This window comes from Paracoccus sp. BR5-17 (genome assembly GCF_055693925.1).
Genome location: NZ_JBVFUV010000003.1, coordinates 1,895,760 through 1,921,454, shown reverse-complemented (window position 1 = coordinate 1,921,454; position 25,695 = coordinate 1,895,760). Strand labels below are relative to the sequence as shown.

Genomic DNA, 25,695 nt, shown 5'->3' with positions numbered 1-25,695 from the left:
GGGATTGGCAACCAGAGGCGCGATGAGCGCGTTCCACCCCATGCGCCGCCTTCTTGCCCTTCTGCTGACGATCGCCCTGGCCCTGCCGGCATGGGCCGCTGACCGGCCCCGCGCCGGCCTGATGTGGAACCGCAGCGGGCTGCCCGCGACCCTGCCGCTGGTGGTCCAGACGCTGCCCGGGCGCGACTACGCGGTGTTCCTGTCGCCGCCGACCGGGGGTGATGCGGTGATGGCGGGATATATCCACGGCGGGCAGTATTTCCGCCTGCTGGTGCCGCCCGGCACCTGGACGGTCCGCTTCGCCCACGGCACCGACTGGCAGGGCGAGGACGCGCTGTTCGGGCCCGAGACCGAGTGGACCGAGATGGCCGAGCCGATGACCTTCGGCGCCTCGGTCGCGCGCAAGCACGGCTACATCATCCGCCTGATCGAGACCGAGGGCAAGGTCCGCGTCGCCTCGGCAGGGCCGCTGGATCTGTGCCAGGGGCTGACGGTGACGACCGAGGTCACCGACCTGGACGAAGAACTGGAGGATTACTATCCCAACCGCCTGCCGACACCGGGGCTGCGCCGGCTGGACATCGACCTGGACACCCGCAACAGGATCTGCGGCTAGATCGAGAACGAGGTCCCGCAGCCGCAACTGGACGTGGCGTTGGGGTTGTCGATCACGAAGCGCGCCCCGATCAGTTCGTCCGCGAAGTCGATGGTCGCGCCGGCCAGAAAGGGCAGCGACACCGGATCAACGACGACCTTCTGGCCAGCCCCCTCCAGCACCAGATCGTCCGGCTGCGCCTGGTCCAGCCGGATGTCGTACTGGAAGCCGGAACAGCCGCCGCCGGCCACGGCCACCCGCAAGGGGCGCGCCTCGCTGGAATCGTTGATCTCGGCCAGGCGGGTGAAGGCGCGTTCGGTGACTTTCGGCGGCAGGTTCATGGGGCGTTCCCGTTTTCGGCGGCAGGCCCAGAATATAGGGTCCGTGGCACCCGTTGCAAGGAAGGCCCTGCCCGATGTCCAGCGCGACCGCTCCCTATGCCTGCCATCCCGAGGCCAGCCGCGGGCGGCTGCATCCCGAACGTATGTCCACCTTCCGCAGTCCCTGGCAGCGCGACCGCGACCGGATCATCCATTCCTCGGCCTTCCGCCGCCTGAAGCACAAGACGCAGGTCTTCGTCGAACACGATGGCGAAGCCTATCGTGGCGACTATTTCCGCACCCGCCTGACCCACACCATCGAGGTGGCGCAGGTGGCCCGCACCATCGCCGGCGCGCTTGGCCTGAACACCGATCTGGCCGAAACCGTCGCGCTGGCCCACGATCTTGGCCACCCGCCCTTCGGCCATACCGGCGAGGACGCGCTGGCCGCGCTGATGCAGCCCTATGGCGGCTTCGACCACAACGCCCAGGCCCTGCGGATCGTGACCCGGCTGGAACGCCATTACGCCGATTTCGACGGTCTCAACCTGACCTGGGAGGCGCTTGAAGGCATCGCCAAGCACAACGGGCCGGTCATCCGGGCAAGCCGCGCGGCAGCGGGGCCTGCCGTCCCGACCCTGCCCTATGCCTTGGCCGAGGTGAACGCCGACTGGGATCTGGAACTGCACACCAACGCCAGCGCCGAGGCGCAGGTGGCGGCCGTCGCCGATGACGTGGCCTACAACCACCACGACCTGCACGACGGCCTGCGGGCGGAACTGTTCACCGAGGACGAGCTGGCCGAACTTCCCCTTGTCGGCCCCGCCTTCGCGGAAGTCGACCATCTCTATCCCGGGCTGGATCCCACCCGCCGCCGCTACGAGGCGCTGCGCCGGGTCTTTGGCGTCATGGTCGAGGACGTGATCGCCGTGGCCCAGAACCGCCTGGCCGGCCTGCAGCCCCAGTCGGCCCAGGAAATCCGCGACATGGACGGCCCGATCATCCGCTTTTCCAAGCCGCTCTACCAGAACCTCAAGGCGATCAAGTCCTTCCTGTTCACCCGCATGTACCGCGCGCCGTCGGTAGTCGTCGAACGCAGCAACGTCACGGCCATGCTCAACGACCTGTTCCCGCTGTTCCTGCACGATCCGGGCCAGATGCCCGACCACTGGAGCGAGGTTGCCCGCAAGGCCGGTGACGAAACTGCCTGCGCCCGCATCGTTCTGGATTACGTGGCGGGCATGACCGACCGTTTTGCCATCGCCGAACACCAGCGGCTGTTTCCCCGCCGGTGATATTTCCGTGCGCCGCGAACCCCTGCCCGTTCCGCCGCGTTCCCACGGCAAGCAATGAACGCAGAAAAGGACAAGGCGATGTTCACACGCAGCGGATCGGCCACCTGGCAGGGCGGGCTGAAGGACGGCAAGGGCACGGTCTCGACCCAGTCGGGGGCGCTCAAGGATCTGGGCTACGGCTTCAACACCCGCTTCGCCGACGAGCCGGGCACCAACCCCGAGGAACTGATCGGCGCCGCCCATGCCGCCTGCTTCAGCATGGCGCTGTCGAACATGCTGTCCGAAGCCGGGATCGGCGACATCGACATCAGGACCAGCTCCAGGATCACCCTCGAACAGGACGGCGACGGCTTCACCGTGACCAAGGCCCACCTCGTCACCCGGATCTCGGGCAATGGCGACCGGGCGCAGATCGAGGAGTTGGCGCAGAAGGCCAAGGCGGGCTGCCCGATCTCGAAGCTGCTGAACGCCGAGGTCACGATGGAGGCGACGGTCGCCTGATGCGCATCCGGGTGGGGCACGAGATGACGATCCAGACCGCTCAGGACACGCCCTTGATCAGTCTGACCACACCCGAACCCGCGCGTCACCGGGATTATGTCTTTCCCGAAGACGCGCGGACCACGCCGCATGTTCCGGTCCAAAGCTATGTGGACCGCTTCGGCAACATCTGCCGCCGGATGGTCGCCCCGGCGGGATCGTTCACGATCTACAGCGACATCACCCTCAACGACCCCGGCACCCGCGACGAGGCCGACCCTGGTGCCGCCGAATGGCCAGTCGAGGCGCTTCCTTCCGAGGTTCTGGGGTTCCTGACGGCATCCCGCTATGTCGAGGCGGATCTGGTCAGCGACGAGGCCTGGAGCCTGTTCGGCCAGGTCGCGCCCGGCTGGAACCGCGTCCAGCACATCGTCGACCACGTGAACGGCAGCCTGGTCTTCGACTACAAGCTGGCCTCGCAGTACCGCACCGCGGCAAGCGCCCGCACCGACCGCTTCGCCGTCTGCCGCGACTTCGCCCATCTGGCCCTGGCCTATCTGCGGGCGCTGAACATCCCGGCCCGCTACGTCAACGGCTATGTGGGCGACATCGGCGTGCCGGCGGCCGACGCGCCGATGGACTTCGCGGCCTGGATCGAGGTGTTTCTGGGTGGCAAATGGTGGACCTTCGACCCCCGCAACAACGACCGCCGCATCGGCCGGGTGGTGGTGGCGCGCGGCATGGACGCCGCCGACGTGCCGCTGATCAACAGCTTCGGCCCCCATACCCTGTCCGGCTTCCGGGTCTGGTGCCACGCCGTCGATGAGGCGGGCAACGAACTGGACGGAATGCTGTTTGCCTGACGCTTGCCGTTGCGGTCGCAAGGCCGGGATGAGGCGCTGCGCGCGGGCCACGGATGCGCGTGGGCATACCGTGGCACACCAATTGCCTTGCGGCCGCGCGGCAGCTAGAACCCGGCAAAACCGCGAGGGAGCATTTCGATGACCAAGACCCGCATTGAGACCGACAGCTTCGGCCCGCTGGAGGTTGATGCCAGCAAGTACTGGGGCGCGCAAACGCAGCGGTCGATCCAGAACTTCCCGATCGGCTGGGAACGCCAGCCCGTCGCGATCATCCGCGCGCTTGGGGCCATCAAGCTGGCGGCGGCGCGGGTGAACCAAGCCAGCGGCGATCTGGATCCCGCTATCGGCAAGGCCATCGAACAGGCCGCGACCGAGGTGTTCGAGGGCAGGTTCGACGACAACTTCCCGCTGGTCGTCTGGCAGACCGGGTCCGGCACCCAGTCGAACATGAACGCCAACGAGGTGATCTCGAACCGCGCCATCGAGATCCTGGGGGGCGAGATGGGCAGCAAGACGCCCGTCCATCCCAACGACCACGTGAACATGGGCCAGTCGTCGAACGACACCTTCCCGACCGCCATGCATGTGGCCATCGCCATGATGGCGCGCGACACGCTGATCCCCGGCCTAGAAAAGCTGCACAAGGCCTTGGCCGCGAAGTCCGAGGAGTTCAAGGACATCATCAAGATCGGCCGGACCCACACGCAGGACGCCACGCCGCTGACCCTGGGCCAGGAGTTCGGCGGCTATGCCCATCAGGTCGCCAAGGGGATCGACCGGGTCAGGCTGGCCCTGGGCGACATCTACGAACTGGCCCAAGGCGGCACCGCCGTCGGCACCGGGCTGAACACCAGGAAGGGCTGGGACACCGCCATCGCCGCCGAGATCGCCCGCATCACCGGCCTGCCCTTCGTCACCGCCCCCAACAAGTTCGAGGCGCTTGCCGCGCATGACGCGATGGTGATGTTCTCGGGCGCGCTGAAGACGGTCGCGGCCTCGCTGTTCAAGATCGCCAACGACATGCGCCTGCTGGGATCGGGGCCGCGGTCGGGGCTGGGAGAACTGATCCTGCCGGAAAACGAGCCGGGATCGTCCATCATGCCGGGCAAGGTCAACCCGACCCAGGCCGAGGCGCTGACGATGGTCTGCGCGCATGTGATGGGCAACGACGCGGCGGTGGGCTTTGCCGGCTCGCAGGGGCATTTCGAGCTGAACGTCTATAACCCGATGATGTCCTACAACGTCCTGCAGTCCATGCAGCTTCTGGGGGACGCGGCGGGGTCCTTCACCGACAACATGGTGGTCGGCACCCAGGCGAACGTCGCGCGGATCGAGAAGCTGATGAAGGAATCGCTGATGCTGGTGACGGCGCTTGCGCCGACCATCGGCTATGACAACGCCACCAAGGTCGCCAAGACCGCGCACAGGAACGGCACCACGCTGCGCGAGGAAGCGATCAACCTGGGCTTCGTCGATGCCGAGACCTTCGACCGCGTCGTGCGCCCCGAGGACATGATCAGCCCGAAGGGCTGATCGGGCTTGACCGCATCGGGACGGGGCGCGGTATCATGTCCGCGCCCCGTTCCGTTGGAGCCGCATGACCAAGATTATCAACCTGCGCCAGGCCCGCAAGCAGCGCACCCGCGACGAGAAACGCGCGGCTGGCGACGCGAACGCCGCGAAGTTCGGCGAGCCAAGGCCCCTGCGCGAAGCGCGCCAGTCCGAGGCGGACCGCGCCGCCCGCATCCACGACGCGCATCGCCGCGACGATGCGCGCGACGATGATTGACCTGCCCCCCATGACCCCGCCGCTGAAGCGGTCGGTGACGATCGACGGGCACCGCACCTCGGTGTCGTTGGAGGACGCGTTCTGGCGCGGCCTCGCCGAGGCCGCCCGCGCGCGAGGCATGACCCGCGCGGACCTGATCGGCCGGATCGACCACGCCCGCCCGCCCGAAGTCGGGCTGGCGACGGCGTTGCGGCTGTTCGTGATGGCCGAGCTGCGGGGCTGATGGCGTCCCGCGGAGGCCGGGGGACTTCACGTCCCCCGGACCCCCTGTGGGATATTTGCACACAGGGGATGGATCAGGCGCGCAGCGTGCCGCCCGTCGCCTTCTGGACCTTGTCGATGATCTTCTGGCTGACGGCGTCGATTTCCGCATCCGTCAGGGTTCTGTCGCGCGGTTGCAGGCGGGCGGTGATGGCGATGGACTTCCGCTCTCCCTCCAGCCCGGTGAACTGGTCGAAGACGGTCACGCTGTCGATCAGCGCCTTGTCGGCGCCGGCTGCGGCATTGACCAGGGTCAGCGCCTCGACCTGCGGATCGACCACGAAGGCGAAGTCGCGTTCGACGGCCTGAAGTTCCGACACGGACAGGGCCGGGCGCGTCGCGGTCCGGGTCTTCGGGAACGGCACGTTGGCGATGCGCAGGGTGAAGGCCACGGCGAGCCCCTTCACGTCGAAGGCCCGCAGGACGCGGGGGTGGATCTCGCCGAAGGTGGCGAGGGTGTTCGGGCCAAGGGCGATGTTGCCGGCCCGGCCTGGATGCCACCAGGCGTCCAGCCTGCGGTTGATCTGCACCTTGGCGGGCGCGCCGACGGCCGCCAGCACCGCTTCGGCATCAGCCTTGGCGTCGTAGAGATCCACCTTGCGGCGGCTGCCGAAGGGGTCGCGCGGCGCCGTGCTGCCGATCATCAGCCCCGACAGCTGCGTGGCCTGTTCGCCCGGCTCGCCACCGGTGAAGACCGGCCCCAGTTCGAACAGCGCAAGGTCGGCGATGCCGCGCGACTGGTTGCGGGCGGCCGCGGCCAGAAGGCCGGGCAGAAGGTCGGGCCGCAGATGGGTCATCTCGCTGCTGATGGGGTTTTCCACCCGCACGGCGTCGCCGCCCCCGCCGAACAGCGCCGCCGAGGCCTGGTCGATGAAGCTGTAGGTCACGCATTCGTTGTAGCCAAGCGCGGCCGTCTGCCGCCGCGCCGCCCGTTCCCGGACCTGCGACGGCGTCAGGACCGGCTTGGGCACGCCCGGGCGCGGGCGCGGCAGGGGCTGGCCCCGCAGCTTGCTGAGGCTGGCGATGCGAGCGATCTCCTCGACCAGATCGGCCTCGCCCTGGACATCGGGACGCCAGGACGGGACGTGCGCCATGTCCCCCTCCATGCGGAAGCCAAGGGCGGTCAGTGTCGCGCGCTGCTGGTCGGCGGGAATGTCGAGGCCCACGAGGCTTGCGGTGCGGGCCGGGTCCAGCCGATAGGCGCGGGCGGTGTCGGGGACGGCGCCAGCCTCGGCCACCTCGGAGGGCTCGCCGCCGCAGAGGTCGAGGATCATCTGCGTAGCAAGTTCCAGCCCGGGCCGCGTGAAGGCCGGGTCCACGCCGCGTTCGAAGCGATACCGGGCGTCGCTGTTGATCTTCATGGCCCGGCCCGTGGCCGCGATGGCGATGGGATCCCAATAGGCGCTTTCCAGGAACACCGTGGTGGTTTCGTCGGAACAGCCCGAATGCTCTCCGCCCATGATCCCGGCGATGCTTTCGGCGCCGTTGGCATCGGCGATCACCATCGCCCCTTCAGGCAGGCGATGGGTCTTGCCGTCCAGGGCCAGGATCTCCTCTCCGGCCCGGGCCGGCCGGACTGAGAGGTCGCCTGAAACCTTTGCCATGTCAAAGACATGCAGCGGACGGTTCAGATCGTAGGTGAACAGGTTGGTGATGTCGACCAGCGTGTTGATCGGGCGCAGGCCGATCGCCCGCAGGCGCTGCTGCAGCCAGTCCGGCGCCTGCCCGTTCCTGAGGCCCCGGATGACCCGGCCGGCGAAATAGGGGGCCTTGTCGGCAAGGGCGGGGTCGATCGTGACGCCGATGGGGGCCGCGAAGAGCCCAGGCACGACGGTTTCGGCCAGGGGTTTCAGCCTGCCCAGCCCGCGCGCCGCCAGGTCGCGCGCGATCCCGCGGACGCCCAGCGCGTCGGGGCGGTTGGGGGTGATCTTGATGTGGATCATCGGGTCGACCTTCTCGGGCACGTTCTGCGCCAGCCAGTCGACGAAGCGTTGCCCGACCTCGCCCGAGGGCAGTTCGATGATCCCGTCGTGTTCGTCGGACAGTTCCAGTTCGCGTTCCGAGGCCATCATGCCGTGGCTTTCGACCCCGCGGATCCGTCCCACCCCCAGCGTCACGTCGATCCCCGGCACATAGTCACCCGGCTTGGCCAGAACCACGGTGATCCCCTCCCGCGCGTTGGGAGCGCCGCAGACGATCTGCTTCTCGCCCTCGTCGGTCAGAACGCGGCAGACGCGCAGGCGGTCGGCATCGGGATGCTGTTCGGCGTGCAGGACACGGGCCAGGGTGAAGGTCTTCAGCCGGGCGGCGGGGTCGCGCACCTCCTCGACCTCCAGCCCCAGATCGGTCAGCGCCTCGACGATCTGATCCAGGGAGACATTCGTTTCCAGATGCTCTTTGAGCCAGGAGAGGGTGAACTTCATGATCTTGCCTTCCGGTGTCGTCAGCGCAAAGGTTTGCCTGCGTTGAACCCATCCCGGCCGCGATGGTCAAGCGGCAAGCGGCGGCCGCCCGCCCAAAGCCGCGAAATATCCCCTGCCGCGGCGCGGGGGCCGGCTGCCGGATCGCAGGGCCGGGGCGCCATCCTTGCGTGGGGGGCGGGCGTTCCTATCTATGATCTGAACCGGGCGGCGCCGCCGCCCCAGGAAGGAGAGAACGGTGTCCGACAACGTCCAGCAACAACTTCTGATCGAGCAGCGGGTTGCCAATGAATCCAAGTCCCAACTGGTCGCTTATCTGCTGGCGATCCTTCTGTGGGGGTTCGGCCTGCATCGCATGTATCTGGGACGCTGGGCCAGCGGCATCCTGATGCTGGTGATGTGGGGCATCGGCTGGCTGACGGCGCCGATCCTGATCGGCTGGATCCCCATCGCCCTGGTCTGCGTCTGGGCCTTCATCGACCTGTTCCTGATCCCCGGCATGATCCGCAACGATCAGGCCGTCATCCGGCACAGGCTGATGGCCGGCCAGCGCTAAGGGCGCCGACACCAAAACGGAAAGGCTGCGCAGGCGATCCCGCGCAGCCCTTGTCCTTGCAACGGTTCCCCGCGCGGCCGGACCCGCGCCTTACTTCGGCGCGATCATCATGACCATCTGCCGGCCTTCCAGCTTGGGCATCGATTCGATCTTGCCGGCTTCGCCCACATCGTCGCGGACGCGGTTCAGCAGTTCCAGCCCAAGATCCTGGTGGGCCATCTCGCGACCGCGGAAGCGCAGGGTGACCTTGACCTTGTCGCCCTCGCTCAGGAACTTCATGACCGAGCGCATCTTGACGTCGTAATCATGGGTATCGGTTCCCGGACGGAACTTGATCTCCTTGATTTCGATGATCTTCTGCTTCTTGCGGGCTTCGGCCTCGCGCTTTTGCTGTTCATACTTGAACTTGCCCAGGTCCATGACCTTGCAGACCGGCGGGGTGGCATTGGGCGAGATTTCGACCAGATCCAGCCCGGCTTCCTGTGCCATCTGCAATCCGACCGAGGGCGGGACCACGCCGACATTCTCTCCATCGGCGCCGATCAGGCGGATTTCGGATACTCGGATGCGCTCGTTCACGCGGGGGCCGGTATCACGGGTAGGCGGTGCGTTATGCGGTCGGCGGGCTATGGCTGTGCTCCTTTGATAGCCAAATCGGAATAGACGGAAAATAAGCGTGAAGGCCGGGATATTCAACCGGATTTGATGCCTGGCCCCGATGCCGCCGCCTGTTGCGGCCGGTCTGCAAGGCGCGGTCTTTCCCCGGCCCCACCCCTGTGGCATAGCAGCGGGGACCGTCTGCAAGGAAAGCCGCCATGCGTAGTCTTCTGGCCCTCGTCGCCGTTCTGGCCCTTGGATTGGGGGGTGGTGGATCTGGCAGGACCAGCAGGCCGCGCCTGAGACGGCGGCCAATCCCCGCCCTGCCCCAACCGCGCCGGCGGCACCCCTGCCGGCCGGCGACGCGCCTGACGCCGCGGCCCCCGCCGCCGCCGCGACCGAGGCCGCCGCCGATGCCGCGGCGGATGCGGCAGCCATCGCTGCCGATGTCGCCGCCGAAGCCGTCCAGGCGTCCGAACAGGCCGAGGTGGCGCCCGTCAGCGACGCCGCCGCCGAAGCCGAGGCCGCCGCCGAAGCCGCCCTGGATGCGGCCGACCGCGCTGCGGATGCCGCGGCCCTTGCCACCAGCGGCGCGACGGCGCCCGTGGCACAGGCGGCCGCCGAAGCCGCTCGCGCCGCGAACGAGGCCGCGGCCGCCACCGATCAGGCCGCATCCGCCGCCGTCGCAGCACGCCACATCCAGTCGCTGCTGACGCCCGAAGGGTTCGACGCGGCCGAGGTCAACCGGATCATCGACGGGGCAGCCATCAGCGACAGCCAGAAAGCGACCCTTCGGCGCCTGGTCGAAACCGCCGCCAGCAACCCCGAACTGCTGCGGCAGGCCCTTGACCAGGTGAAGGCCGTGATGCCGTGACGGCCCACCCGTCTCTGACGGCCTTCCTGAAGTCCCGCCCGCCCGTGCTGGCGCGCGGACCGCTGGCCATCGTCCTTCTCGAGGACGATGCCGCCGCGCAGGAAACCCTGTGCCATCACCTTCAGATCGGCTTCCGCCACATCCTGGCCCTGTCGCCCGATCCCCTGGCCATCCCGGCCGGGATCGCGCCCCGCGTGACGAACCTGCACTGGCAGACGCGCGATCCGCTGGCCCATCAGGGCGCGGTGAATGCGGTGATCGCCGCCGTTCCCGCAGGCACCTGGCTGTATTACTGCTACAACGCCGAGTTCCTGTTCTATCCCTTCTCGGAAACCCGCAGCGTGGCCGAGCTTCTGGCCTTCCATGCCGAGGAACGCCGCGATGCCATGCTGACCTATGTCATCGACCTGTATTCCCCGGATCTGTCGCGCGACCCGAATGGCGTCAGCCTGTCCGACGCGATGTTCGACCGCGCGGGATATTTTGCCCTGGCGCGTCGGGGACCGGACGGACAGCCGCTGGAGCGGCAGCTTGATTTCCACGGCGGCCTTCGCTGGCGGTTCGAGGAACACGTGCCCCCCTTGGGCCGGCGGATCGACCGGATCGCCCTGTTCCGCACTGCCCCCGGCCTTCGGCTGGAACCGGACCATCGTCTGAACCTGCCGGAATACAACACCTATTCCTGTCCCTGGCACAACAACCTGACGGCCGCAGTCGTCTCGTTCCGGGCGGCCAAGGCCCTGGCGACCAATCCGGGGTCGCGGGAAGCGGTGACGGGGTTTCGCTGGCGCAATTCGGAACCCTTCGGCTGGCGCGCCCAGCAGTTGATGGAGCTGGGCCTGATGGAACCGGGGCAGTGGTTCTAGGGCGCCGTTCCCAGGCAGGACAAGGCCGAAGGGCCGCGCCGCAGGCCCTTATGCCCCGTCGGACGCCACGACCACCTGTGTTCCGGCTTGGTCGCAGAGGCGCTGCAACCTGTCCGGCAGCGGTCGGTCGATGAACAGCACGTCCAGATCCGCCAGCGACACCACCCGGATCGGCGCCTTCTGTCCCAGCTTCGCGGCATCGGTGACCAGCCAGCATTCGCGCGCCTGACGCAGGATGGCGCGGCTGACGCGCACCTCGGCCAGGTCGAAGTCGAGGATGTCGCCGTCCCCGTCCAGGGCAGAGCAGCCGATGATGGCGTAGTCCGCCTTGAAGTTGGCCATGAACTCGCTGGTCAGGTCCCCGACCAGCCCGCCATCGGACCGGCGCAGCAACCCGCCCGCCACCAGCACCTCGCAGCTGTCGTTGGCGGCCAGGATATTGGCCACGTTCATGTTGTTCGTCACCACCGTCAGGTTCCGGTGGCGCAGCAGGGCGCGCGCGACTGCCTCGGTCGTCGTCCCGATGGTGAGGATGAGCGAACTGTTGTCGGGGATCCGCGCGGCGCAGGCCCGGCCGATCGCCGCCTTCGCCGCTTCGTTCATGCGGCGGCGTTCGTCATAGGCGATGTTGCTGACGCCGCCCCGCAGGATCGCGCCGCCATGCACGCGGTCCAGAACCCCCTGGTCCGCCAGTTCCGCCAGATCGCGGCGGATCGTCTGGGGGGTCACGTCGAGCCTGGCCGAAAGCTCCTCGACGCTGGCGCGGCCCGAGGCGCGGACCACATCGAGGATCTGCATCTGGCGGATGTTCATTTTCCCGGCCCTTTCTGCGTCGCCTCCAGAAGAACGCGCAAGATCCACGTGTCAAGCGAAAGAAAACGCGCTAAACCGAACACGCACGGCCCTCAGCCGCGCGCGAACCCGTTCGGTTTTTCATCAAGGAGCAAGCCTGCCATGTCCCAGTCCACGGATCTGTTCGTCATCGGCGGCGGGATCAACGGCACCGGGATCGCCCGGGACGCGACAGGCCGGGGGCTTTCGGTGCGGCTGGCGGAACAGGGGGATCTTGCGGGGGCTACCAGCAGCGCCTCGACCAAGCTGTTCCACGGCGGGCTGCGCTACCTCGAGTTCCTGGAACTGCGTCTGGTCCGCGAATCCCTGCGCGAACGCGAGGTGTTGCTGCGTGCGATGCCGCATATCTCCTGGCCGATGCGCTTCGTGCTGCCGCTGGACCCGAAGATGCGGTTCGCCGGCCCCACGCCGGTGTCGCGGCTTCTGTCCGTGCTGATGCCCTGGGGGCGGGGGCATCGCCCCGGCCTGGTGATCCGGGCAGGGCTGTTTCTCTATGACAACCTTGGCGCGCGGCAGATCCTGCCGGGCACCTCGGCACTGGATCTGCGCCGTGCGCCCGAAGGCGCGCCGCTTCAGGACCGGCTGACGCGGGCTTACGAATATTCGGATGCCTGGGTGGACGACGCCCGGCTGGTCGTCCTGAACGCCCGCGACGCCGCAGCCCGCGGAGCGCAGATCATGGTCGGGTCCAGGGTGACCGAGGCGCGGCGCGAGGATGGCGGCTGGCGGATCCGGCTGTCCGACGGCCAGACGTTCCGCGCCAGGGTCCTGGTGAACGCCGCCGGTCCCTGGGTGGGCCAGGTGATCCGCGACGTGGCGCATCTGCCCAGCCGCGAGGGTGTGCGGCTGGTGCGGGGCAGCCATATCGTCACGCGGCGGCTGTTCGATCATCCGAAGGCCTATTTCTTGCAGGGCCAGGACGGCCGGATCGTCTTCGCCATCCCCTACGAAGGCGACTTCACGCTGATCGGCACCACCGACGTGGACCACGACGGCCCGCCCGACCGCGCCGTCTGCACGCCCGAGGAGGTGGATTATCTCTGCCGCTTCGTCTCGGGCTATTTCCGCAGGCCGGTCACGCCGGATGACGTGGTCTGGACCTATTCCGGGGTGCGGCCGCTTTACGACGATGGCTCGGCATCGGCCACGGCGGCGACGCGGGACTATGTGCTGTCGCTGGACGATCGGGGCGCCCCGTGCCTGCACGTCTTCGGCGGCAAGATCACCACCTATCGCCGTCTGGCCGAGGCCGCGATGGCCAGGCTTGCGGCGCATCTGCCGGGCGCGGGCGGGTCCTGGACGGCAGGCGCCCATCTTCCGGGCGGCGACTTCGCGGTGGACGGGGCCGAGGCCCTGGCCCGAACGCTGCGGGACGACCATCCCTTCCTGACGCCCGCCTGGGCGATGCGGCTGGTCCGTGCCTATGGGACCGAGGCCGCGCAGGTTCTGGGCGGCGCCCGGACGGCAGCCGATCTGGGCCGCGATTTCGGCGCCACCCTGACGGAAGCCGAGGTGCAGTGGATGATCCGCAACGAATGGGCGCGCGACGCAGAGGCCGTGCTGTGGCGGCGGTCCAAGCTGGGCTTGCGCATGACGCCCGAACAGGCCGCCGCGGTCGAGGAGTACGTGGCCCGCGAAAGGACCGCCGCCTGAGGCTGGACGGCGCGGGGCTGGCGCCCCGGCGGGTCCCGCTTCAGCGCCGGCGCTTGGACCGCTTGTTGCCGCCCCGTTGTCCTGCCCTGCCGGCGGTGGAGCGGCCGGACGCCTTGACGGCTTCCTCGGCGGCTTCCTCGATCACGGACTGGCGCGCCAGGGGGTCGTCGGCCACGGCCAGTTCCACGGCCTCCAGGCGCTTGACCTCGTCGCGGATGCGTGCGGCTTCCTCGAACTCCAGGTTCTCGGCCGCCTTGCGCATCTGCGTGCGCAGGGCGTCCAGATGGGCCTGCAGGTTCGCGCCGACCATCGGCCGGTCCAGCCTGGCAGTCACGCGCGACTGGTCGGTATCGCCCTGCCACAGGCCCGCCAGCACGTCCTCGACGTTCTTGCGGACGGTCTGCGGGGTGATGCCGTGTTCCAGGTTGTAGGCCATCTGCTTCTGGCGGCGGCGTTCGGTTTCGGCGATCGCGCGCTCCATGCTTCCCGTGATCCGGTCGGCATAGAGAATCACGCGGCCATCGACGTTGCGCGCGGCCCGTCCGATGGTCTGGATGAGGCTGGTCTCCGACCGCAGGAAGCCCTCCTTGTCAGCGTCGAGGATCGCCACCAACCCGCATTCCGGGATGTCGAGGCCCTCGCGCAGCAGGTTGATGCCCACCAGCACATCGAAGGCGCCCAGGCGCAGGTCGCGCAGGATCTCGATCCGCTCGATGGTGTCGATGTCGCTGTGCATGTAGCGGATGCGGATGCCCTGTTCGTGGAAATATTCGGTCAGATCCTCGGCCATGCGCTTGGTCAGGGTGGTGACCAGGGTGCGCAGGCCGGCCTTGCTGACCTTGCGGATCTCGTCCAGCAGGTCGTCCACCTGCATCTCGACCGGGCGGATCTCGATCTCGGGGTCCAGAAGGCCGGTGGGGCGGATCACCTGTTCGGTGAAGACGCCGCCGGTCTGGTCCAGTTCCCATTGCGCGGGGGTGGCCGAGACGAAGACCGACTGCGGGCGCATGGCGTCCCATTCCTCGAACTTGAGGGGGCGGTTGTCCATGCAGCTGGGCAGGCGGAAGCCGTGTTCGGCCAGGGTGAACTTGCGCCGGAAGTCGCCGCGATACATGCCGCCGATCTGCGGCACGCTGACATGGCTTTCGTCGGCGAAGACGATGGCGTTGTCGGGGATGAACTCGAATAGCGTGGGGGGCGGCTCGCCGGGGGCGCGGCCGGTCAGGTAGCGGCTGTAGTTCTCGATGCCGTTGCAGACGCCGGTGGCCTCGAGCATTTCCAGATCGAAATTGGTGCGCTGCTCCAGCCGCTGCGCCTCGAGCAGCTTGCCCTCGTCGACAAGCTGCTTCAGACGGGCCTGCAGTTCCGCCTTGATGCCCTTGATCGCCTGCTGCAGCGTCGGGCGCGGCGTGACGTAGTGGCTGTTGGCATAGATGCGGATCTGGCGGAAGTTGTCGGTCCTCGAGCCGGTCAGCGGGTCGAATTCGGTGATCGCCTCAAGCTCGTTGCCGAAGAAGTCGAAGCGCCAGGCGCGGTCTTCCAGGTGGGCGGGCCAGACCTCGACCACGTCGCCCTTGACGCGGAAGCCGCCCCGCTGGAAGGCCGCGTCCAGACGGCGATACTGCTGGGCGACAAGCTGGGCGATGAACTCGCGCTGGTCATAGCTGTCGCCCACCACCATGTCCTGGGTCATCGCCGAATAGGTCTCGACCGAGCCGATACCGTAGATGCAGGAAACCGAGGCCACGATGATCACGTCGTCGCGTTCCAGCAGCGCGCGCGTGGCCGAATGGCGCATCCGGTCGATGGCCTCGTTGATCTGCGATTCCTTCTCGATATAGGTATCGCTGCGCGGCACATAGGCCTCGGGCTGGTAGTAGTCGTAATAGCTGACGAAGTATTCCACCGCGTTGTCGGGGAAGAAGCCCTTGAATTCGCCGTAAAGCTGGGCGGCCAGCGTCTTGTTGGGGGCGAGGATGATGGCCGGGCGCTGCGTGGCCTCGATCACCTTGGCCATGGTGAAGGTCTTGCCGGTCCCGGTCGCCCCCAGCAGCACCTGGTCGCGTTCGCCCGCCTGTACGCCCTGCGTCAGTTCCGCAATGGCCGTCGGCTGGTCGCCCGCAGGCTGGAAGTCGCTTTTCATGACGAAGCGCCGCCCGCCCTCCAGCTTGGGGCGGGTGACTTCGATCGGGCGCGCGACCGGCGCGTTGGTGTTGTTGTGGCCCATCGGCAACCTTCATGCGGCAGAGCCTGTAAGGTGTGGTGGCGCGCGGGAAAGTCAACCGGGCTGAAAGGCGGAACGCGGCGGAAGGGGCGCTCGCGCCCCTCTTGGCCTGCGGCCAATTCACCCCCGAGGGTATTTCGGCAAAGAAGAAGCGCCGGTCAGCGCTTGAAGCGCGCGGGCTGGAGTTCCGCCCAGCCCTGCCCGCCGTCCAGTTCCCGAGCCAGGATTTCCGCCGTCACCGGACCGAGGGTGAAGCCCTGGTGGCCGTGGCCGAAATGCGCCCACAGGTTGGGCTGGTCCGGCACCCGTCCGATCACCGGCAGCATGTCGGGGATGCAGGGGCGGCGGCCCGTCCAGGGTTCGGCCTCGACCGGGGGGCCGATGTCGAACAATTCGCGGGCGGCCCGTTCGCCGCGCTTCAACTGCGGCGGGGTCAGGCGCGGGTGACTGGTCAGTTCGGCGGCGGTGGCGATGCGCAGGCCCCGCCGCATCGGCGACAGCACGACCGAGTTGCCGAAGTCCGCGACGGGGTGGTTCGGCGGCGTCTCCATGCGGTAGTGGCGGTGATAGCCGCGCTTGAAGACCATCGGCACGGTCAGGCCGAAGCGCTGCAGCAGCATGGGCGACCAGGGACCAAGCGCCACGACCGCGTGTTCGCCCGTCTCGTCGCCCGCGCGCCATCCGCTGCCCGCGCGGTGCAGGTCGCCCGCGTCGGCGTTCACGATCCGCCCGCCGCGCCGTTCGAACAGCGCTGCATAGGCGGCCACCAGCCCGCCGGGATCGGAACAGGTCCAGGCATCGGCCCAGTGGGTCGCACCCTCGACCTCGATCCTGATGGCGGGTTCCATGGCGCGCAGGGCGCGGCCGTCCATCAGCCTCGCCTCGACGCCGAACTCGTCCATGAAGCGCCTGGCGGTGACGCGGGCCCTTTCCATGCGGGCGGGGGTGCGGTGGACCTCGATATAGCCGTCGCGGCGGATGATGTTGTCGGCGCCAGCGGCTTCGATCAGCGGAGCGTGGCGTTCGGTCGATTGCCGGATCAGCTTGCCCCAGGTCAGGGTGGCGCGGCGGTGTCCTGCGGGCAGGGAATTGACGGCATAAGCCCAGACCGCGCCCAACTGGGACAGCAGGCCGGGGATGTTCCATTTGACGTCGTATCCCAGGCCCAGGGCAATCTGGATCAGCGCCCCGGGCGCCAGGGGCATGGCATAGGGTTCGACCGCCTCGGTCTGGATCAGGCCGGCGTTGCCATAGCTGGTTTCCCGGCCCGGCACGCCGCGCTCGATGATGGTGACCTGATGGCCGCGCGCCTGCAGGGCCAGCCCGGTCGCAACGCCCACCATTCCCGCACCCAGAACCAGAATCTCGGCCATGTCCGCACCTTGAGGCAGTTTCGGGCAGGGATGCAGACATTGCCGCAGCAGACAAGAGGATCTGCCGGGGTCAGCAAGATCTTTGCAAGATTCAGGCGAAAAGGTCGCGACAGAAGATCAGACCTTCGACCAGCGCATCGACCTCCTGTCGGGTGTTGTACATGGCGAAAGACGCCCGCGCGCTTGCCGTGATCCCGAAGAACTCCATCAGCGGCATGGCGCAATGGCTGCCGGCGCGGATGGCGATGCCGCGCTTGTCCAGGATCGTGGACAGGTCATGGGCATGGGCGCCCTGCATGGTCATCGAGAAGATCGCCCCCTTGTCCGGCGCGTCGCCCTGGACCTGAAGCCAGTTGAGACTGCGCAGCCGGTCGCGGGCATAATCGCGCAAGCCGCGTTCATGGGCGGCGATGTTGTCCATCCCCAGGTCCATGAGGTATTCAAGCGCCGCGCCCAGGCCGATCTGGTTGACGATGCCGGGGGTGCCCGCCTCGAAGCGAAGGGGCGGGTCGGCATAGTCGATGGCCTCGCGCGTGACCGTGCGGATCATGTCGCCGCCGCCCAGGAAGGGCCGCATCTCCGCCTGCCGGTCGCGGCGGATCCACATCGCGCCGGATCCCGATGGGCCATAGAGCTTGTGGCCGGTGATGCAGTAGAAATCGACGCCTAGCGCCGCCAGATCGACGGGCATGTGGACCGCCGCCTGGCTGCCATCGGCCAGCACCGGCACGTCGGTGCCGCGCGCGATGGCGCCCAGGTCCACGATGGTGCCCGTCACGTTCGACATGTGGGTGACCGCGATCAGCCTGGTGCGCGGACCCACCGCCGCCAGCACCTTTTCGGGCGGCAGCGAGCCGTCGGGTTCGGGTTCGACCCATTTCAGCACCACCCCCTGCCGTTCCCGCAGGAAATGCCAGGGCACGATGTTGGCGTGGTGTTCCAGCACCGACAGCACGATCTCGTCCCCCGGCTGCATCCGCGGCGCGGCCCAGCCATAGCTGACCAGGTTGATCCCCTCGGTCGAGCCGCTGGTGAAGATCACCTCGTCCTCGTGCGGGGCGTTCAGGAAGCGGGCGATGATGGCGCGGACGCGTTCGTAGTTCTCGGTGGCCAGGTTCGACAGGAAGTGCAGGCCACGGTGGACGTTGGCGTATTCCCCTTCGTAGGCGCGGGTGACGGCCTCGATAACCTGGCGCGGCTTCTGGGCGCTTGCGCCGCTGTCCAGATAGACCAGCGGGCGGTTGTTGACCTGCCGCGACAGGATCGGGAAATCGGCGCGGACCTTGTCGATATCGAAGCTCATTGGGGAATCTCCGGCATGATGCCAAGGGCGGCGGCGAAAAGGGACAGGACGAAGCCCGTCACGAAAACGGTCCCGATCAGACCCAGCACCACCTTGGGCGTGCTGTGAAAGCCGTGCAGCGCCTTGGTGAACTGCACCGTCAGCCAAAGAAACAGCGCGATCGCCAGCAGCCCGAAGATGCCGGCCACGCCCGGCAGGACCAGCGACAGGACCAGCTGCACCGCCTGCACGACCAGCAGCAGGACCTCGATCCAGACCGTCAGCAGCAGGGCGTCCTCGAACCGGCCATGCCCGCCGAACATCCGCCCGACGCCGGCCATCAGCCCCGCGGCCAGGACGATCGCGCCCATCTGCATGACCGCCAGAACCATCGGCTGCTGGGCAAATATGGCGGGCTCGGCCCCTTCCGGGACGGGCGGGCCGAACAGTGCCGCCGCCAGCGAGGCCAGCAAGGCCGAGACCGAGACGGCGGCCAGAAGCGCCATCCACCGCGCCTGGATCGGCCAGCCCTGCGCCATCAGGTCGCGGGCCGCCGCTTGCGGGTCGCGGAACGACAGGCCGATCAGGGCCTTGAAGTCGTCGAATGTCATCTTCGCCTCGCCAGGGCCGACATGCCCGCGCCCCAGATCATCAGGAAACCGAACCCGCAGACCCCCTGGACCACGGCAAGGGCCGGCTCCTGCCCCACCAGGCCCGCCACCAGCCCGGCCAGCAGCATCGCCGGCGCCACCGCCAGCAAGGCCCAGAACAGCGCCAGCCGCGCATCCTCGGGCGTCAGGCGCCACGGCGTCAGCCGCGACAGAAGCGATGTCAGCCCCGCCAGCGCATAGGCCAGGATCGGCATCATGAACATCACGGCCAGCAGCGCCCCGCCCATCCGGACCTGGAACGGCACCGAGGGATCAAGCTGCGCCAGCCGCGCATGCCCGGGCGCCTGGGCGATCAGGAAGATCAGCATCGCCGCCATCAGCACCGCCAGCTTCGACCCCTCGGGCATGCCCGACAGGCCCCGCACCACCCGGCGCGGAGCCACCCAGCTTTGCAGGATCCGCGGGACCATGCCCGCGGGCGCCGCCTTCACTGAACCGCGTTGAGGGTCAGCCACACGTCAAGCCGATCATAGATGCAGTCGCGGATCTCCTCGTCCTCGACCTCGGCCAGCGCATCGGCCAGGAAGGACAGGACCAGGAACACGATGGCCCGTTCGCGCGGCACCCCGCGCGAGCGGAGATAGAACAACGCTTCCTCGTCAAGGGCGCCGGTGGTCGATCCGTGCGAGCATTTCACGTCGTCGGCGTAGATTTCCAGTTCCGGCTTGGCCAGGAACTGGCTGCGTTCGTCCAGCAGCAGCGCCTGGCTGATCTGATAGCCGTCAGTCTTCTGCGCCCCCGGCTTGACCAGGATCTTGCCCTGGAACACGCCCTGCGCCCCGTTCTTCAGCACCTTCTTGAAGACCTGGCGGCTTTCGCAGCGCTGCGCCCCGTGGCTGATGAACACGGTGTCGTCCTGATGGAACGGCGCCAGCCCGCCATCGCCCAGAACGGCCCCGGCGATATGAGCCACGGCATCGTCGCCGACCATGTCGATCACCGCCTCGTTGCGCATCAGGGTGCCGTTCACGGCCAGGGTGAAGGACTTGAACTGCGCCCTTGCCGCGACGCGCGCGAAAATCTGCGACAGGCCCAGCTTCGCCTCGGTCGACCGCTTGACCGCGACGTGGTGGAAGGCGGCGCCTTCGGCCAGGTCAACCTCGATCACGCTGTTCGACCGCGCGCCGGACATGCCGGTTTCCAGAAGGGTCAGCTCCGCCCCGGGTTCGACGCGGATCAGGTGATGCCACATCGCGTCCGCGCGGTCCGATCCGCGGCGATGCACGATATGGATGGGCTTGGAGGGCCGGGACGTCACGCGGATCAGCAGCCCGTCCCGGGCAGCCGCGGTGTTCAGCGCCGCGAACGGGCGGCGGACCGGATGCTGGCCTGCGGCTTCAAGCCGGCCATAGAGATCGGCGGCCCATCCGGCAGCCTCGCCGGCCTTGGCAAGGGTGGTGATTTCCAGCCCCTCGAGCGCCAGATCGTCCGAGGCGGCCTCGTCGAAGGCGCCGTCCACGAAGACCAGCGTCAGCCGGTCCAGCCTGTCGAACAAGGGCGTGTCCTGCTGCTGCGGGACGGCCAGGGGCGCGGGCTCGGGGGCGTTGAATGCCCGGGGGTCCGTATAGCGCCAGTATTCGTCGCGCGGACCCGGCAGGCCCATGTCCCGCAGGCGGTCCAGCGCATCGCGGCGCTGGGCGGCAAAGCCCCCCTGCGGCAGCGTCAGGGCCGCCAGCCGCGCGTCCAGCGGGGTCGCGTGCCTGGGGGCACCTTCGACGGTCGGGGTCTGGTCCTTGGCCCGGACAGCGGTATCAGCCATGTCAGCCCGCCTCCGCCAGAAGATCGCCGTAGCCTTCTTCCTCGACCTGAAGGGCCAGTTCCGGCCCGCCAGACGTCACGATCCGGCCATTGGCCATGATATGCACGACATCGGGCTGGATGTGGTTCAGCAGGCGCTGATAATGCGTGATGACCAGGAAGCTGCGGTCGGGCGAACGCAGCGCGTTCACGCCTTCGGACACCAGCCGCATCGCGTCCACGTCAAGGCCCGAATCGGTCTCGTCCATGATGCACATGCGCGGCTCCAGCATCGCCATCTGCAGGATCTCGTTGCGCTTCTTCTCGCCGCCCGAGAAGCCCACGTTGACCGGGCGCTTCAGCATGTCGGGGCTGATCTGCAAATCGGCGGCCTTGGCGCGCACCAGCTTGAGGAAGTCGCCCGAGGACAGTTCGTCCTGCCCGCGCGCCTTGCGCTGCGCGTTCACGGCGGTGCGCAGGAAGGTCATGTTGCCGACGCCGGGGATCTCGACCGGATACTGGAAGGCCAGGAACAGGCCGGCAGCGGCGCGCTCCTCGGGCTCCATGTCCAGCAGGCTTCGACCGTCCAGGGTGGCCGATCCTTCCGTCACCTGGTAGCCGTCGCGGCCAGACAGCACATAGGACAGCGTGGACTTGCCCGACCCGTTCGGCCCCATGATGGCGTGAACCTGACCGGCCGGAACCTCCAGCGACAGACCCTTCAGGATCTGCTTGTCCTCTTCCTCGAGCTTCACGTGCAAGTTGTCGATTTTCAGCATGATTTTCCTCAGTTGATGGTGACGGCGGTGCCGGAAGCCGACACCATCAGCATGTTGTTGATGACCTCGTAATCAAGATCGACGCCCACCACCGCATTGCCGCCAAGCGCGCGGGCACGATCCTCCATTTCCGAGATCGCGCTTTCCCGGGCGCGGGCCAGGGCCTTTTCATAGGAACCGGACCGTCCGCCGACGATGTCGCGGATGCCCGCGAACATGTCGCGGAAGATGTTGGCGCCGATGATCGTCTCGCCCGTGACGACGCCATGATAGGCCGTGATGGCGCGGCCCTCGATGCCGGGGGTGGTGGTGACGATCATCCGACCGATCCCTCCAGCGAAATGGCGACCAGCGACTGCGCCTCCATCGCGAACTCCATCGGCAGGGCCTGCAGGACCTCGCGGCAGAAGCCGTTCACGACCAGGGCCACGGCCTCCTCCTCGTCCATCCCGCGCTGGCGGCAATAGAACAGCTGATCCTCATCGACCTTGCTGGTGGTGGCTTCGTGTTCCACCCGGCTCGAGGTGTTCTTGACCTCGATATAGGGGACGGTATGCGCCCCGCACTTGTCGCCGATCAGCAGGCTGTCGCATTGCGTATAGTTGCGGCTGTTCGCGGCGCGCGGATGCATCGTCACCAGGCCGCGATAGGTGTTCTGCGCGCGGCCCGCCGAAATCCCCTTGGACACGATGCGCGACCGGGTGTTGCGGCCCAGATGGATCATCTTGGTGCCGGTATCGGCCTGCTGGTGGTTGTTGGCGATGGCGATAGAATAGAACTCGCCCTGGGATTCGTCGCCCCGCAGGATGCAGGACGGATATTTCCAGGTGATCGCGCTGCCGGTTTCGACCTGCGTCCACATCACCTTGGCGCGGGCCTCGCGGCAGTCGGCGCGCTTGGTGACGAAGTTGTAGATGCCGCCGCGGCCTTCCTCGTCGCCGGGAAACCAGTTCTGGACGGTGGAATACTTCACCTCGGCGTCTTCCAGCACGACGATTTCGACCACCGCCGCGTGCAGCTGGTTGGTGTCGCGCTTGGGGGCGGTGCAGCCTTCCAGATAGCTGACATAGCTGCCCTTGTCGGCGATGATCAGCGTGCGTTCGAACTGGCCGGTGTTTTCCGCGTTGATGCGGAAATAGGTGGACAGCTCCATCGGGCACCTGACGCCCTTGGGCACATAGACGAAGCTGCCGTCCGAAAACACCGCGCTGTTCAGCGTCGCGAAGAAGTTGTCGGACTGGGGCACTACCGATCCCAGGTATTTCCTCACCAGGTCGGGATGTTCGCGGATCGCCTCGCTGATGGAACAGAAGATGACCCCGGCCTTGGCCAATTCGTCCTTGAAGGTCGTGCCGACCGACACGGAATCGAAGACCGCATCCACGGCGACCCGACGGCCATCGGCCCGGTCCTCCTCGGTGGTTTCGACCCCGGCCAGGATCATCTGCTCTTTCAGCGGGATGCCCAGCTTTTCATAGGTGGCCAGCAGCTTGGGATCGACCTCGTCCAGAGACTTGGGCTTGACCGCCATGCTTTTCGGCCGGGCGTAGTAGTACTGGTCCTGATAGTCGATGTCGGGATAGTTCAGCATCGCCCAGCGGGGCTCGGCCATGGTGACCCAGCGGCGATAGGCTTCCAGCCGCCATTCCGTCATCCATTCCGGTTCTTCGTTCTTCTGCGAGATCAGGCGGACGATATCCTCGTTCAGCCCCTTGGGGGCATAGTCCATCTCGATCTCGGTATCCCAGCCGTATTTGTAGCTGCCGACGCTCTGCACGGCCTCGACCGTTTCGCGGTCGACGCCCTCGCGCACATCAAGATCGGTGGTTGCAGTCATCCCTTGTCCTTCCTCGGGCTGGGCCGTGGCCTAGCCAATCCGTTCGCGCCAACGTGAATACGCGCTTTCCCACGCATCCGCAAATCGGTTCACCTGATCCTCGCCCAAAGCTGGGCTTATCGAAACCCGGATCGCCGATTGCGCGGCCTTATCATCGAACCCCATGGCCTGCAGCACGCCGCTGGCGCGGACCTTCCCCGACGAACAGGCAGAGCCTGCCGAAATGGCAAAGCCGGCCAGATCCATCTGCATGACCTGGGTCTCACCCTTCCAGCCCGATGTAAGAAGGCAGGTGGTGTTCGGCAAGCGCCTGGCGCCCTTTCCCGCGACGATGGTGCCGGGCAAGGACAGCAGGCGTTCCTCAAGGGCGTCGCGCCGGGCCGCGACCTCGTCCCACAGCCCGGCTTCCAGATCCTTCTGCGCCGCCGTCGCCGCCGCGGCAAAGCCCAGAATGCCGATCAGGTTCTCGGTCCCGCCGCGCCGGCCCTGTTCCTGGCCGCCGCCGCGGATCATCGCCTCGACATCGGTGCCGCGCCTGACGACCAGGGCGCCGATCCCCTTGGGCCCGCCCAGCTTGTGCGCGCTGACGAAGCCCGCCGTCACGCCCAGCCAGTTGAAGGCGAAGGGGATCTTGCCGAAGGCCTGCGTCAGGTCGCTGGACGCCAGCCCCTGCGGCAGGGTCTGGATAACGCCGGTTTCGTTGTTGGCCAGCTGCAGGCTGGCCCGGGCGGGATCGGGCACGGTGACGATGCCGTTCCCGTCCACCTCCAGATCCTGCTCGCACCAGATCTTGATCGCGCTGTGTTCGACGGCCGCGCAGTGGATGGCCTTGCCCGCCAGCACCATCGCCGCGGCCTCGGTTGTGCCCGAGGTGAAGATGACGTCGGCGCCCTCGGCCCCAAGCGCCGCGGCGATCTGTTCACGCGCGCGTTCCATGGCCATCCTGGCCGCCCGCCCCTCGGCATGGACCGAGGACGGGTTGCCCACGATCTCCATGCCCTCGCGCATGGCCGCCTTGGCCTCGTCCCGCAGCGGGGTCGTGGCGTTCCAGTCCAGATAGGTTCTCATGACAGCGCCTCGGCGATCTTCTGCGCCAGCCTGCGGGCCACGGCGTCCTTGCCCATGCGCGGCCATTCCTCGGGGCCGTTTGCGGTGATGACGGTCACGGCGTTTTCGGTGCCGCCCATGATGCCGGTGCCTTCGCTGACGTCATTGGCCACGATCCAGTCGCAGCCCTTGCGCAGCCGCTTGTCGGTGGCATGGGCAACCACATCGTCGGTTTCGGCCGCGAAGCCGACCACCAGCCGGGGCCGCCGCGCGCCGTCCTGGCTGATCCAGGCCAGGATGTCGGGATTCTCGGTCATCTCCAGCAGCGGGGCTTGGCCCGAGCCATCCTTCTTCAGCTTTCTGGGCGAGGCGTTGCTGATCCGCCAGTCCGCCACCGCCGCCGCCATGACGGCGGCATCCGCGGGCAGCGCGGCCTCGACCGCATCGCGCATCTGCCGGGCGGTCTGGACGCGCACCACCTCGACCCCGGCGGGCGCCGGAACCTCGGCCGGGCCGGTGACGAAGCTGACGCGGGCGCCCAGATCGCGCAGCGCCGCCGCGATCGCCGCGCCCTGCGCCCCCGAGGACCGGTTGGCGATGTATCGCACCGGGTCGATCGGTTCGTGCGTCGGCCCCGAGGTCACGATCACGTGCCGCCCGGACAGCATCCCCGACCGCACCTGCGCCTCGGGCAACAGCCTGAGCGGCGAGGACGGGGCAAGATGGGCGCGGATTGCCTGAAGGATCGCCTCGGGCTCGGACATGCGGCCGGTTCCGAACTCTCCGCAGGCCATGTCGCCGTCCTCGGGGCCGGCGAACAGGATGCCGTCCTCGCGCAGGGTCCGCAGGTTGCGCTGCGTCGCCGGGTGATGCCACATCCGCACGTTCATCGCCGGCGCCACCAGCACGCGCTTGTCCGTCGCCAGCAGCAGCGTCGAGGCCAGGTCGCTGGCCAGCCCCTGCGCCATCCTGGCCAGCAGGTCCGCCGTGGCCGGCGCAACCACGACCAGATCGGCGTTGCGCGACAACTGGATGTGGCCGATCTCGGCCTCGGACGCGGCGTCCCACAGGCTGTCATGCACGCTTTCCCCGGCCAGGACCGACAGCGTCATGGGGGTGATGAACTGCGCGCCGGCCTTGGTCAGGACGGGCGTCACGGCGGCGCCCTCGGCCCGCAGAAGGCGGATCAACTGCGGCACCTTCATCGCCGCGATGCCCCCGCCCACGATCAGCAGGATCCGCTTGCCGTTCATCTTGCCACCTCGATCTAGCGTGCCCGTCACATAGCCCCAGGCCCCCCGTGCTGCAAGCAATCCCCGGCCAT

General features: G+C 67.8%; 26 protein-coding genes. 11 read left to right on the top strand and 15 right to left on the bottom strand.

The genetic code is table 11. From position 1 onward, the window contains the following. The first annotated feature begins 22 nt into the window (after positions 1 to 22). On the top strand, positions 23 to 616 hold the full coding sequence (locus ACZ1HC_RS10995) for a hypothetical protein (RefSeq protein ID WP_472700014.1): 594 nt from the start codon (positions 23 to 25) through the stop codon (positions 614 to 616). On the opposite strand, the gene ACZ1HC_RS10990 is transcribed toward ACZ1HC_RS10995, so the two are convergent. Next, the gene (locus tag ACZ1HC_RS10990) at positions 613 to 936 is read right to left on the bottom strand and encodes a HesB/IscA family protein (RefSeq protein WP_472700013.1); all 324 of its coding nucleotides are present in this window, start codon (positions 934 to 936) and stop codon (positions 613 to 615) included. The two genes, ACZ1HC_RS10995 and ACZ1HC_RS10990, sit on opposite strands and share 4 nt — an antisense overlap. A gap of 74 nt (positions 937 to 1,010) precedes the next feature. Here ACZ1HC_RS10990 and ACZ1HC_RS10985 point away from each other — a divergent pair, with 74 nt between their 5' ends. The 6 genes from ACZ1HC_RS10985 (at position 1,011) to ACZ1HC_RS10960 (ending at position 5,565) form a co-directional block, all read left to right on the top strand. Next, entirely contained in the window at positions 1,011 to 2,210 is a 1,200-nt protein-coding gene (locus ACZ1HC_RS10985; protein WP_472700012.1) for a deoxyguanosinetriphosphate triphosphohydrolase, read from the top strand. 78 nt (positions 2,211 to 2,288) lie between these two features. Then, positions 2,289 to 2,711 (top strand): OsmC family protein, encoded by a 423-nt coding sequence (locus ACZ1HC_RS10980; RefSeq protein ID WP_472700011.1) that lies wholly within the window; start codon positions 2,289 to 2,291, stop codon positions 2,709 to 2,711. A gap of 53 nt (positions 2,712 to 2,764) precedes the next feature. Continuing rightward, a complete protein-coding gene (locus ACZ1HC_RS10975) occupies positions 2,765 to 3,553 on the top strand; it encodes a transglutaminase-like domain-containing protein (protein ID WP_472700010.1) in 789 nt (262 codons plus the stop codon). Between the two features lie 138 nt (positions 3,554 to 3,691). Then, positions 3,692 to 5,086: a class II fumarate hydratase gene (fumC, locus tag ACZ1HC_RS10970; RefSeq protein ID WP_472700009.1), complete on the top strand. Its 1,395-nt coding sequence runs from the start codon at positions 3,692 to 3,694 to the stop codon at positions 5,084 to 5,086. A gap of 64 nt (positions 5,087 to 5,150) precedes the next feature. Next, positions 5,151 to 5,342: a DUF4169 family protein gene (locus ACZ1HC_RS10965; RefSeq protein ID WP_472700008.1), complete on the top strand. Its 192-nt coding sequence runs from the start codon at positions 5,151 to 5,153 to the stop codon at positions 5,340 to 5,342. Further along, positions 5,335 to 5,565 carry a ribbon-helix-helix domain-containing protein gene (locus ACZ1HC_RS10960; protein WP_472700007.1) on the top strand — a complete coding sequence of 77 codons (231 nt, stop codon included), beginning with the start codon at positions 5,335 to 5,337 and terminating at the stop codon, positions 5,563 to 5,565. The genes ACZ1HC_RS10965 and ACZ1HC_RS10960 overlap by 8 nt, the downstream gene beginning before the upstream one ends. Before the next feature lie 73 nt (positions 5,566 to 5,638). On the opposite strand, the gene pheT is transcribed toward ACZ1HC_RS10960, so the two are convergent. Next, complete coding sequence (pheT, locus tag ACZ1HC_RS10955; RefSeq protein WP_472700006.1) at positions 5,639 to 8,026, bottom strand: phenylalanine--tRNA ligase subunit beta; 2,388 nt, start codon at positions 8,024 to 8,026, stop codon at positions 5,639 to 5,641. A gap of 235 nt (positions 8,027 to 8,261) precedes the next feature. On the opposite strand from pheT, the gene ACZ1HC_RS10950 reads away from it, so the two are divergent. Beyond that, the gene (locus ACZ1HC_RS10950) at positions 8,262 to 8,579 is read left to right on the top strand and encodes a TM2 domain-containing protein (RefSeq protein WP_472700005.1); all 318 of its coding nucleotides are present in this window, start codon (positions 8,262 to 8,264) and stop codon (positions 8,577 to 8,579) included. Positions 8,580 to 8,669: 90 nt separating this feature from the next. Here the strand turns inward: ACZ1HC_RS10950 and infC are convergent, their stop codons facing one another. After that, positions 8,670 to 9,158: a translation initiation factor IF-3 gene (gene infC / locus ACZ1HC_RS10945; protein WP_472700004.1), complete on the bottom strand. Its 489-nt coding sequence runs from the start codon at positions 9,156 to 9,158 to the stop codon at positions 8,670 to 8,672. A 505-nt stretch (positions 9,159 to 9,663) separates the two neighbouring features. Here infC and ACZ1HC_RS10940 point away from each other — a divergent pair. Together ACZ1HC_RS10940 and ACZ1HC_RS10935 are read left to right on the top strand one after the other, a co-directional pair. Further along, on the top strand, positions 9,664 to 10,050 hold the full coding sequence (locus tag ACZ1HC_RS10940) for a hypothetical protein (RefSeq protein WP_472700003.1): 387 nt from the start codon (positions 9,664 to 9,666) through the stop codon (positions 10,048 to 10,050). Next, the gene (locus ACZ1HC_RS10935) at positions 10,047 to 10,916 is read left to right on the top strand and encodes a glycosyltransferase family 2 protein (protein ID WP_472700002.1); all 870 of its coding nucleotides are present in this window, start codon (positions 10,047 to 10,049) and stop codon (positions 10,914 to 10,916) included. Before ACZ1HC_RS10940 ends, ACZ1HC_RS10935 begins: the two co-directional genes overlap by 4 nt. A 48-nt stretch (positions 10,917 to 10,964) precedes the next feature. Here ACZ1HC_RS10935 and ACZ1HC_RS10930 read toward each other — a convergent pair whose 3' ends face one another. After that, positions 10,965 to 11,729 carry a DeoR/GlpR family DNA-binding transcription regulator gene (locus tag ACZ1HC_RS10930; RefSeq protein ID WP_472700001.1) on the bottom strand — a complete coding sequence of 255 codons (765 nt, stop codon included), beginning with the start codon at positions 11,727 to 11,729 and terminating at the stop codon, positions 10,965 to 10,967. A 141-nt stretch (positions 11,730 to 11,870) separates the two neighbouring features. On the opposite strand from ACZ1HC_RS10930, the gene glpD reads away from it, so the two are divergent. Beyond that, complete coding sequence (gene glpD, locus ACZ1HC_RS10925; RefSeq protein WP_472700000.1) at positions 11,871 to 13,421, top strand: glycerol-3-phosphate dehydrogenase; 1,551 nt, start codon at positions 11,871 to 11,873, stop codon at positions 13,419 to 13,421. Between the two features lie 40 nt (positions 13,422 to 13,461). Here the strand turns inward: glpD and uvrB are convergent, their stop codons facing one another. The 11 genes from uvrB to coaBC form a co-directional block, all read right to left on the bottom strand. Further along, complete coding sequence (uvrB, locus tag ACZ1HC_RS10920; protein WP_472699999.1) at positions 13,462 to 15,648, bottom strand: excinuclease ABC subunit UvrB; 2,187 nt, start codon at positions 15,646 to 15,648, stop codon at positions 13,462 to 13,464. Positions 15,649 to 15,803: 155 nt separating this feature from the next. Beyond that, positions 15,804 to 17,018 (bottom strand): NAD(P)/FAD-dependent oxidoreductase, encoded by a 1,215-nt coding sequence (locus tag ACZ1HC_RS10915; protein WP_472699998.1) that lies wholly within the window; start codon positions 17,016 to 17,018, stop codon positions 15,804 to 15,806. Between the two features lie 91 nt (positions 17,019 to 17,109). After that, entirely contained in the window at positions 17,110 to 18,321 is a 1,212-nt protein-coding gene (locus ACZ1HC_RS10910; protein ID WP_472699997.1) for a cysteine desulfurase, read from the bottom strand. Further along, a complete protein-coding gene (locus ACZ1HC_RS10905) occupies positions 18,318 to 18,911 on the bottom strand; it encodes a Yip1 family protein (protein ID WP_472699996.1) in 594 nt (197 codons plus the stop codon). Before ACZ1HC_RS10905 ends, ACZ1HC_RS10910 begins: the two co-directional genes overlap by 4 nt. Beyond that, positions 18,908 to 19,381: a hypothetical protein gene (locus ACZ1HC_RS10900; protein ID WP_472699995.1), complete on the bottom strand. Its 474-nt coding sequence runs from the start codon at positions 19,379 to 19,381 to the stop codon at positions 18,908 to 18,910. Before ACZ1HC_RS10900 ends, ACZ1HC_RS10905 begins: the two co-directional genes overlap by 4 nt. Positions 19,382 to 19,398: 17 nt before the next feature. Beyond that, positions 19,399 to 20,730: a SufB/SufD family protein gene (locus ACZ1HC_RS10895; protein WP_472699994.1), complete on the bottom strand. Its 1,332-nt coding sequence runs from the start codon at positions 20,728 to 20,730 to the stop codon at positions 19,399 to 19,401. Between the two features lies 1 nt (position 20,731). After that, on the bottom strand, positions 20,732 to 21,487 hold the full coding sequence (gene sufC / locus ACZ1HC_RS10890; protein WP_472699993.1) for a Fe-S cluster assembly ATPase SufC: 756 nt from the start codon (positions 21,485 to 21,487) through the stop codon (positions 20,732 to 20,734). A gap of 8 nt (positions 21,488 to 21,495) precedes the next feature. After that, positions 21,496 to 21,807 carry a heavy metal-binding domain-containing protein gene (locus ACZ1HC_RS10885; protein WP_472699992.1) on the bottom strand — a complete coding sequence of 104 codons (312 nt, stop codon included), beginning with the start codon at positions 21,805 to 21,807 and terminating at the stop codon, positions 21,496 to 21,498. Next, positions 21,804 to 23,324, bottom strand: a complete 1,521-nt coding sequence (gene sufB / locus ACZ1HC_RS10880; RefSeq protein ID WP_472699991.1) for a Fe-S cluster assembly protein SufB — start codon at positions 23,322 to 23,324, stop codon at positions 21,804 to 21,806. Before sufB ends, ACZ1HC_RS10885 begins: the two co-directional genes overlap by 4 nt. 30 nt (positions 23,325 to 23,354) lie before the next feature. Next, positions 23,355 to 24,392 (bottom strand): cysteine desulfurase family protein, encoded by a 1,038-nt coding sequence (locus ACZ1HC_RS10875; protein ID WP_472699990.1) that lies wholly within the window; start codon positions 24,390 to 24,392, stop codon positions 23,355 to 23,357. Further along, entirely contained in the window at positions 24,389 to 25,624 is a 1,236-nt protein-coding gene (gene coaBC / locus ACZ1HC_RS10870; RefSeq protein WP_472699989.1) for a bifunctional phosphopantothenoylcysteine decarboxylase/phosphopantothenate--cysteine ligase CoaBC, read from the bottom strand. The genes ACZ1HC_RS10875 and coaBC overlap by 4 nt, the downstream gene beginning before the upstream one ends. Positions 25,625 to 25,695 lie beyond the last annotated feature (71 nt).

Bases quoted from the DNA above. Each gene is read 5' to 3' on its own strand.
- ACZ1HC_RS10995 (WP_472700014.1), top strand. From the start codon at position 23: ATGAGCGCGTTCCACCCCATGCGCCGCCTTCTTGCCCTTCTGCTGACG.
- ACZ1HC_RS10990 (WP_472700013.1), bottom strand. From the start codon at position 936: ATGAACCTGCCGCCGAAAGTCACCGAACGCGCCTTCACCCGCCTGGCC.
- ACZ1HC_RS10985 (WP_472700012.1), top strand. From the start codon at position 1,011: ATGTCCAGCGCGACCGCTCCCTATGCCTGCCATCCCGAGGCCAGCCGC.
- ACZ1HC_RS10980 (WP_472700011.1), top strand. From the start codon at position 2,289: ATGTTCACACGCAGCGGATCGGCCACCTGGCAGGGCGGGCTGAAGGAC.
- fumC (WP_472700009.1), top strand. From the start codon at position 3,692: ATGACCAAGACCCGCATTGAGACCGACAGCTTCGGCCCGCTGGAGGTT.
- ACZ1HC_RS10965 (WP_472700008.1), top strand. From the start codon at position 5,151: ATGACCAAGATTATCAACCTGCGCCAGGCCCGCAAGCAGCGCACCCGC.
- ACZ1HC_RS10960 (WP_472700007.1), top strand. From the start codon at position 5,335: ATGATTGACCTGCCCCCCATGACCCCGCCGCTGAAGCGGTCGGTGACG.
- pheT (WP_472700006.1), bottom strand. From the start codon at position 8,026: ATGAAGTTCACCCTCTCCTGGCTCAAAGAGCATCTGGAAACGAATGTC.
- ACZ1HC_RS10930 (WP_472700001.1), bottom strand. From the start codon at position 11,729: ATGAACATCCGCCAGATGCAGATCCTCGATGTGGTCCGCGCCTCGGGC.
- glpD (WP_472700000.1), top strand. From the start codon at position 11,871: ATGTCCCAGTCCACGGATCTGTTCGTCATCGGCGGCGGGATCAACGGC.
- uvrB (WP_472699999.1), bottom strand. From the start codon at position 15,648: ATGGGCCACAACAACACCAACGCGCCGGTCGCGCGCCCGATCGAAGTC.
- ACZ1HC_RS10915 (WP_472699998.1), bottom strand. From the start codon at position 17,018: ATGGCCGAGATTCTGGTTCTGGGTGCGGGAATGGTGGGCGTTGCGACC.
- ACZ1HC_RS10910 (WP_472699997.1), bottom strand. From the start codon at position 18,321: ATGAGCTTCGATATCGACAAGGTCCGCGCCGATTTCCCGATCCTGTCG.
- ACZ1HC_RS10905 (WP_472699996.1), bottom strand. From the start codon at position 18,911: ATGACATTCGACGACTTCAAGGCCCTGATCGGCCTGTCGTTCCGCGAC.
- ACZ1HC_RS10900 (WP_472699995.1), bottom strand. From the start codon at position 19,381: ATGGTCCCGCGGATCCTGCAAAGCTGGGTGGCTCCGCGCCGGGTGGTG.
- ACZ1HC_RS10895 (WP_472699994.1), bottom strand. From the start codon at position 20,730: ATGGCTGATACCGCTGTCCGGGCCAAGGACCAGACCCCGACCGTCGAA.
- sufC (WP_472699993.1), bottom strand. From the start codon at position 21,487: ATGCTGAAAATCGACAACTTGCACGTGAAGCTCGAGGAAGAGGACAAG.
- ACZ1HC_RS10885 (WP_472699992.1), bottom strand. From the start codon at position 21,807: ATGATCGTCACCACCACCCCCGGCATCGAGGGCCGCGCCATCACGGCC.
- sufB (WP_472699991.1), bottom strand. From the start codon at position 23,324: ATGACTGCAACCACCGATCTTGATGTGCGCGAGGGCGTCGACCGCGAA.
- ACZ1HC_RS10875 (WP_472699990.1), bottom strand. From the start codon at position 24,392: ATGAGAACCTATCTGGACTGGAACGCCACGACCCCGCTGCGGGACGAG.
- coaBC (WP_472699989.1), bottom strand. From the start codon at position 25,624: ATGAACGGCAAGCGGATCCTGCTGATCGTGGGCGGGGGCATCGCGGCG.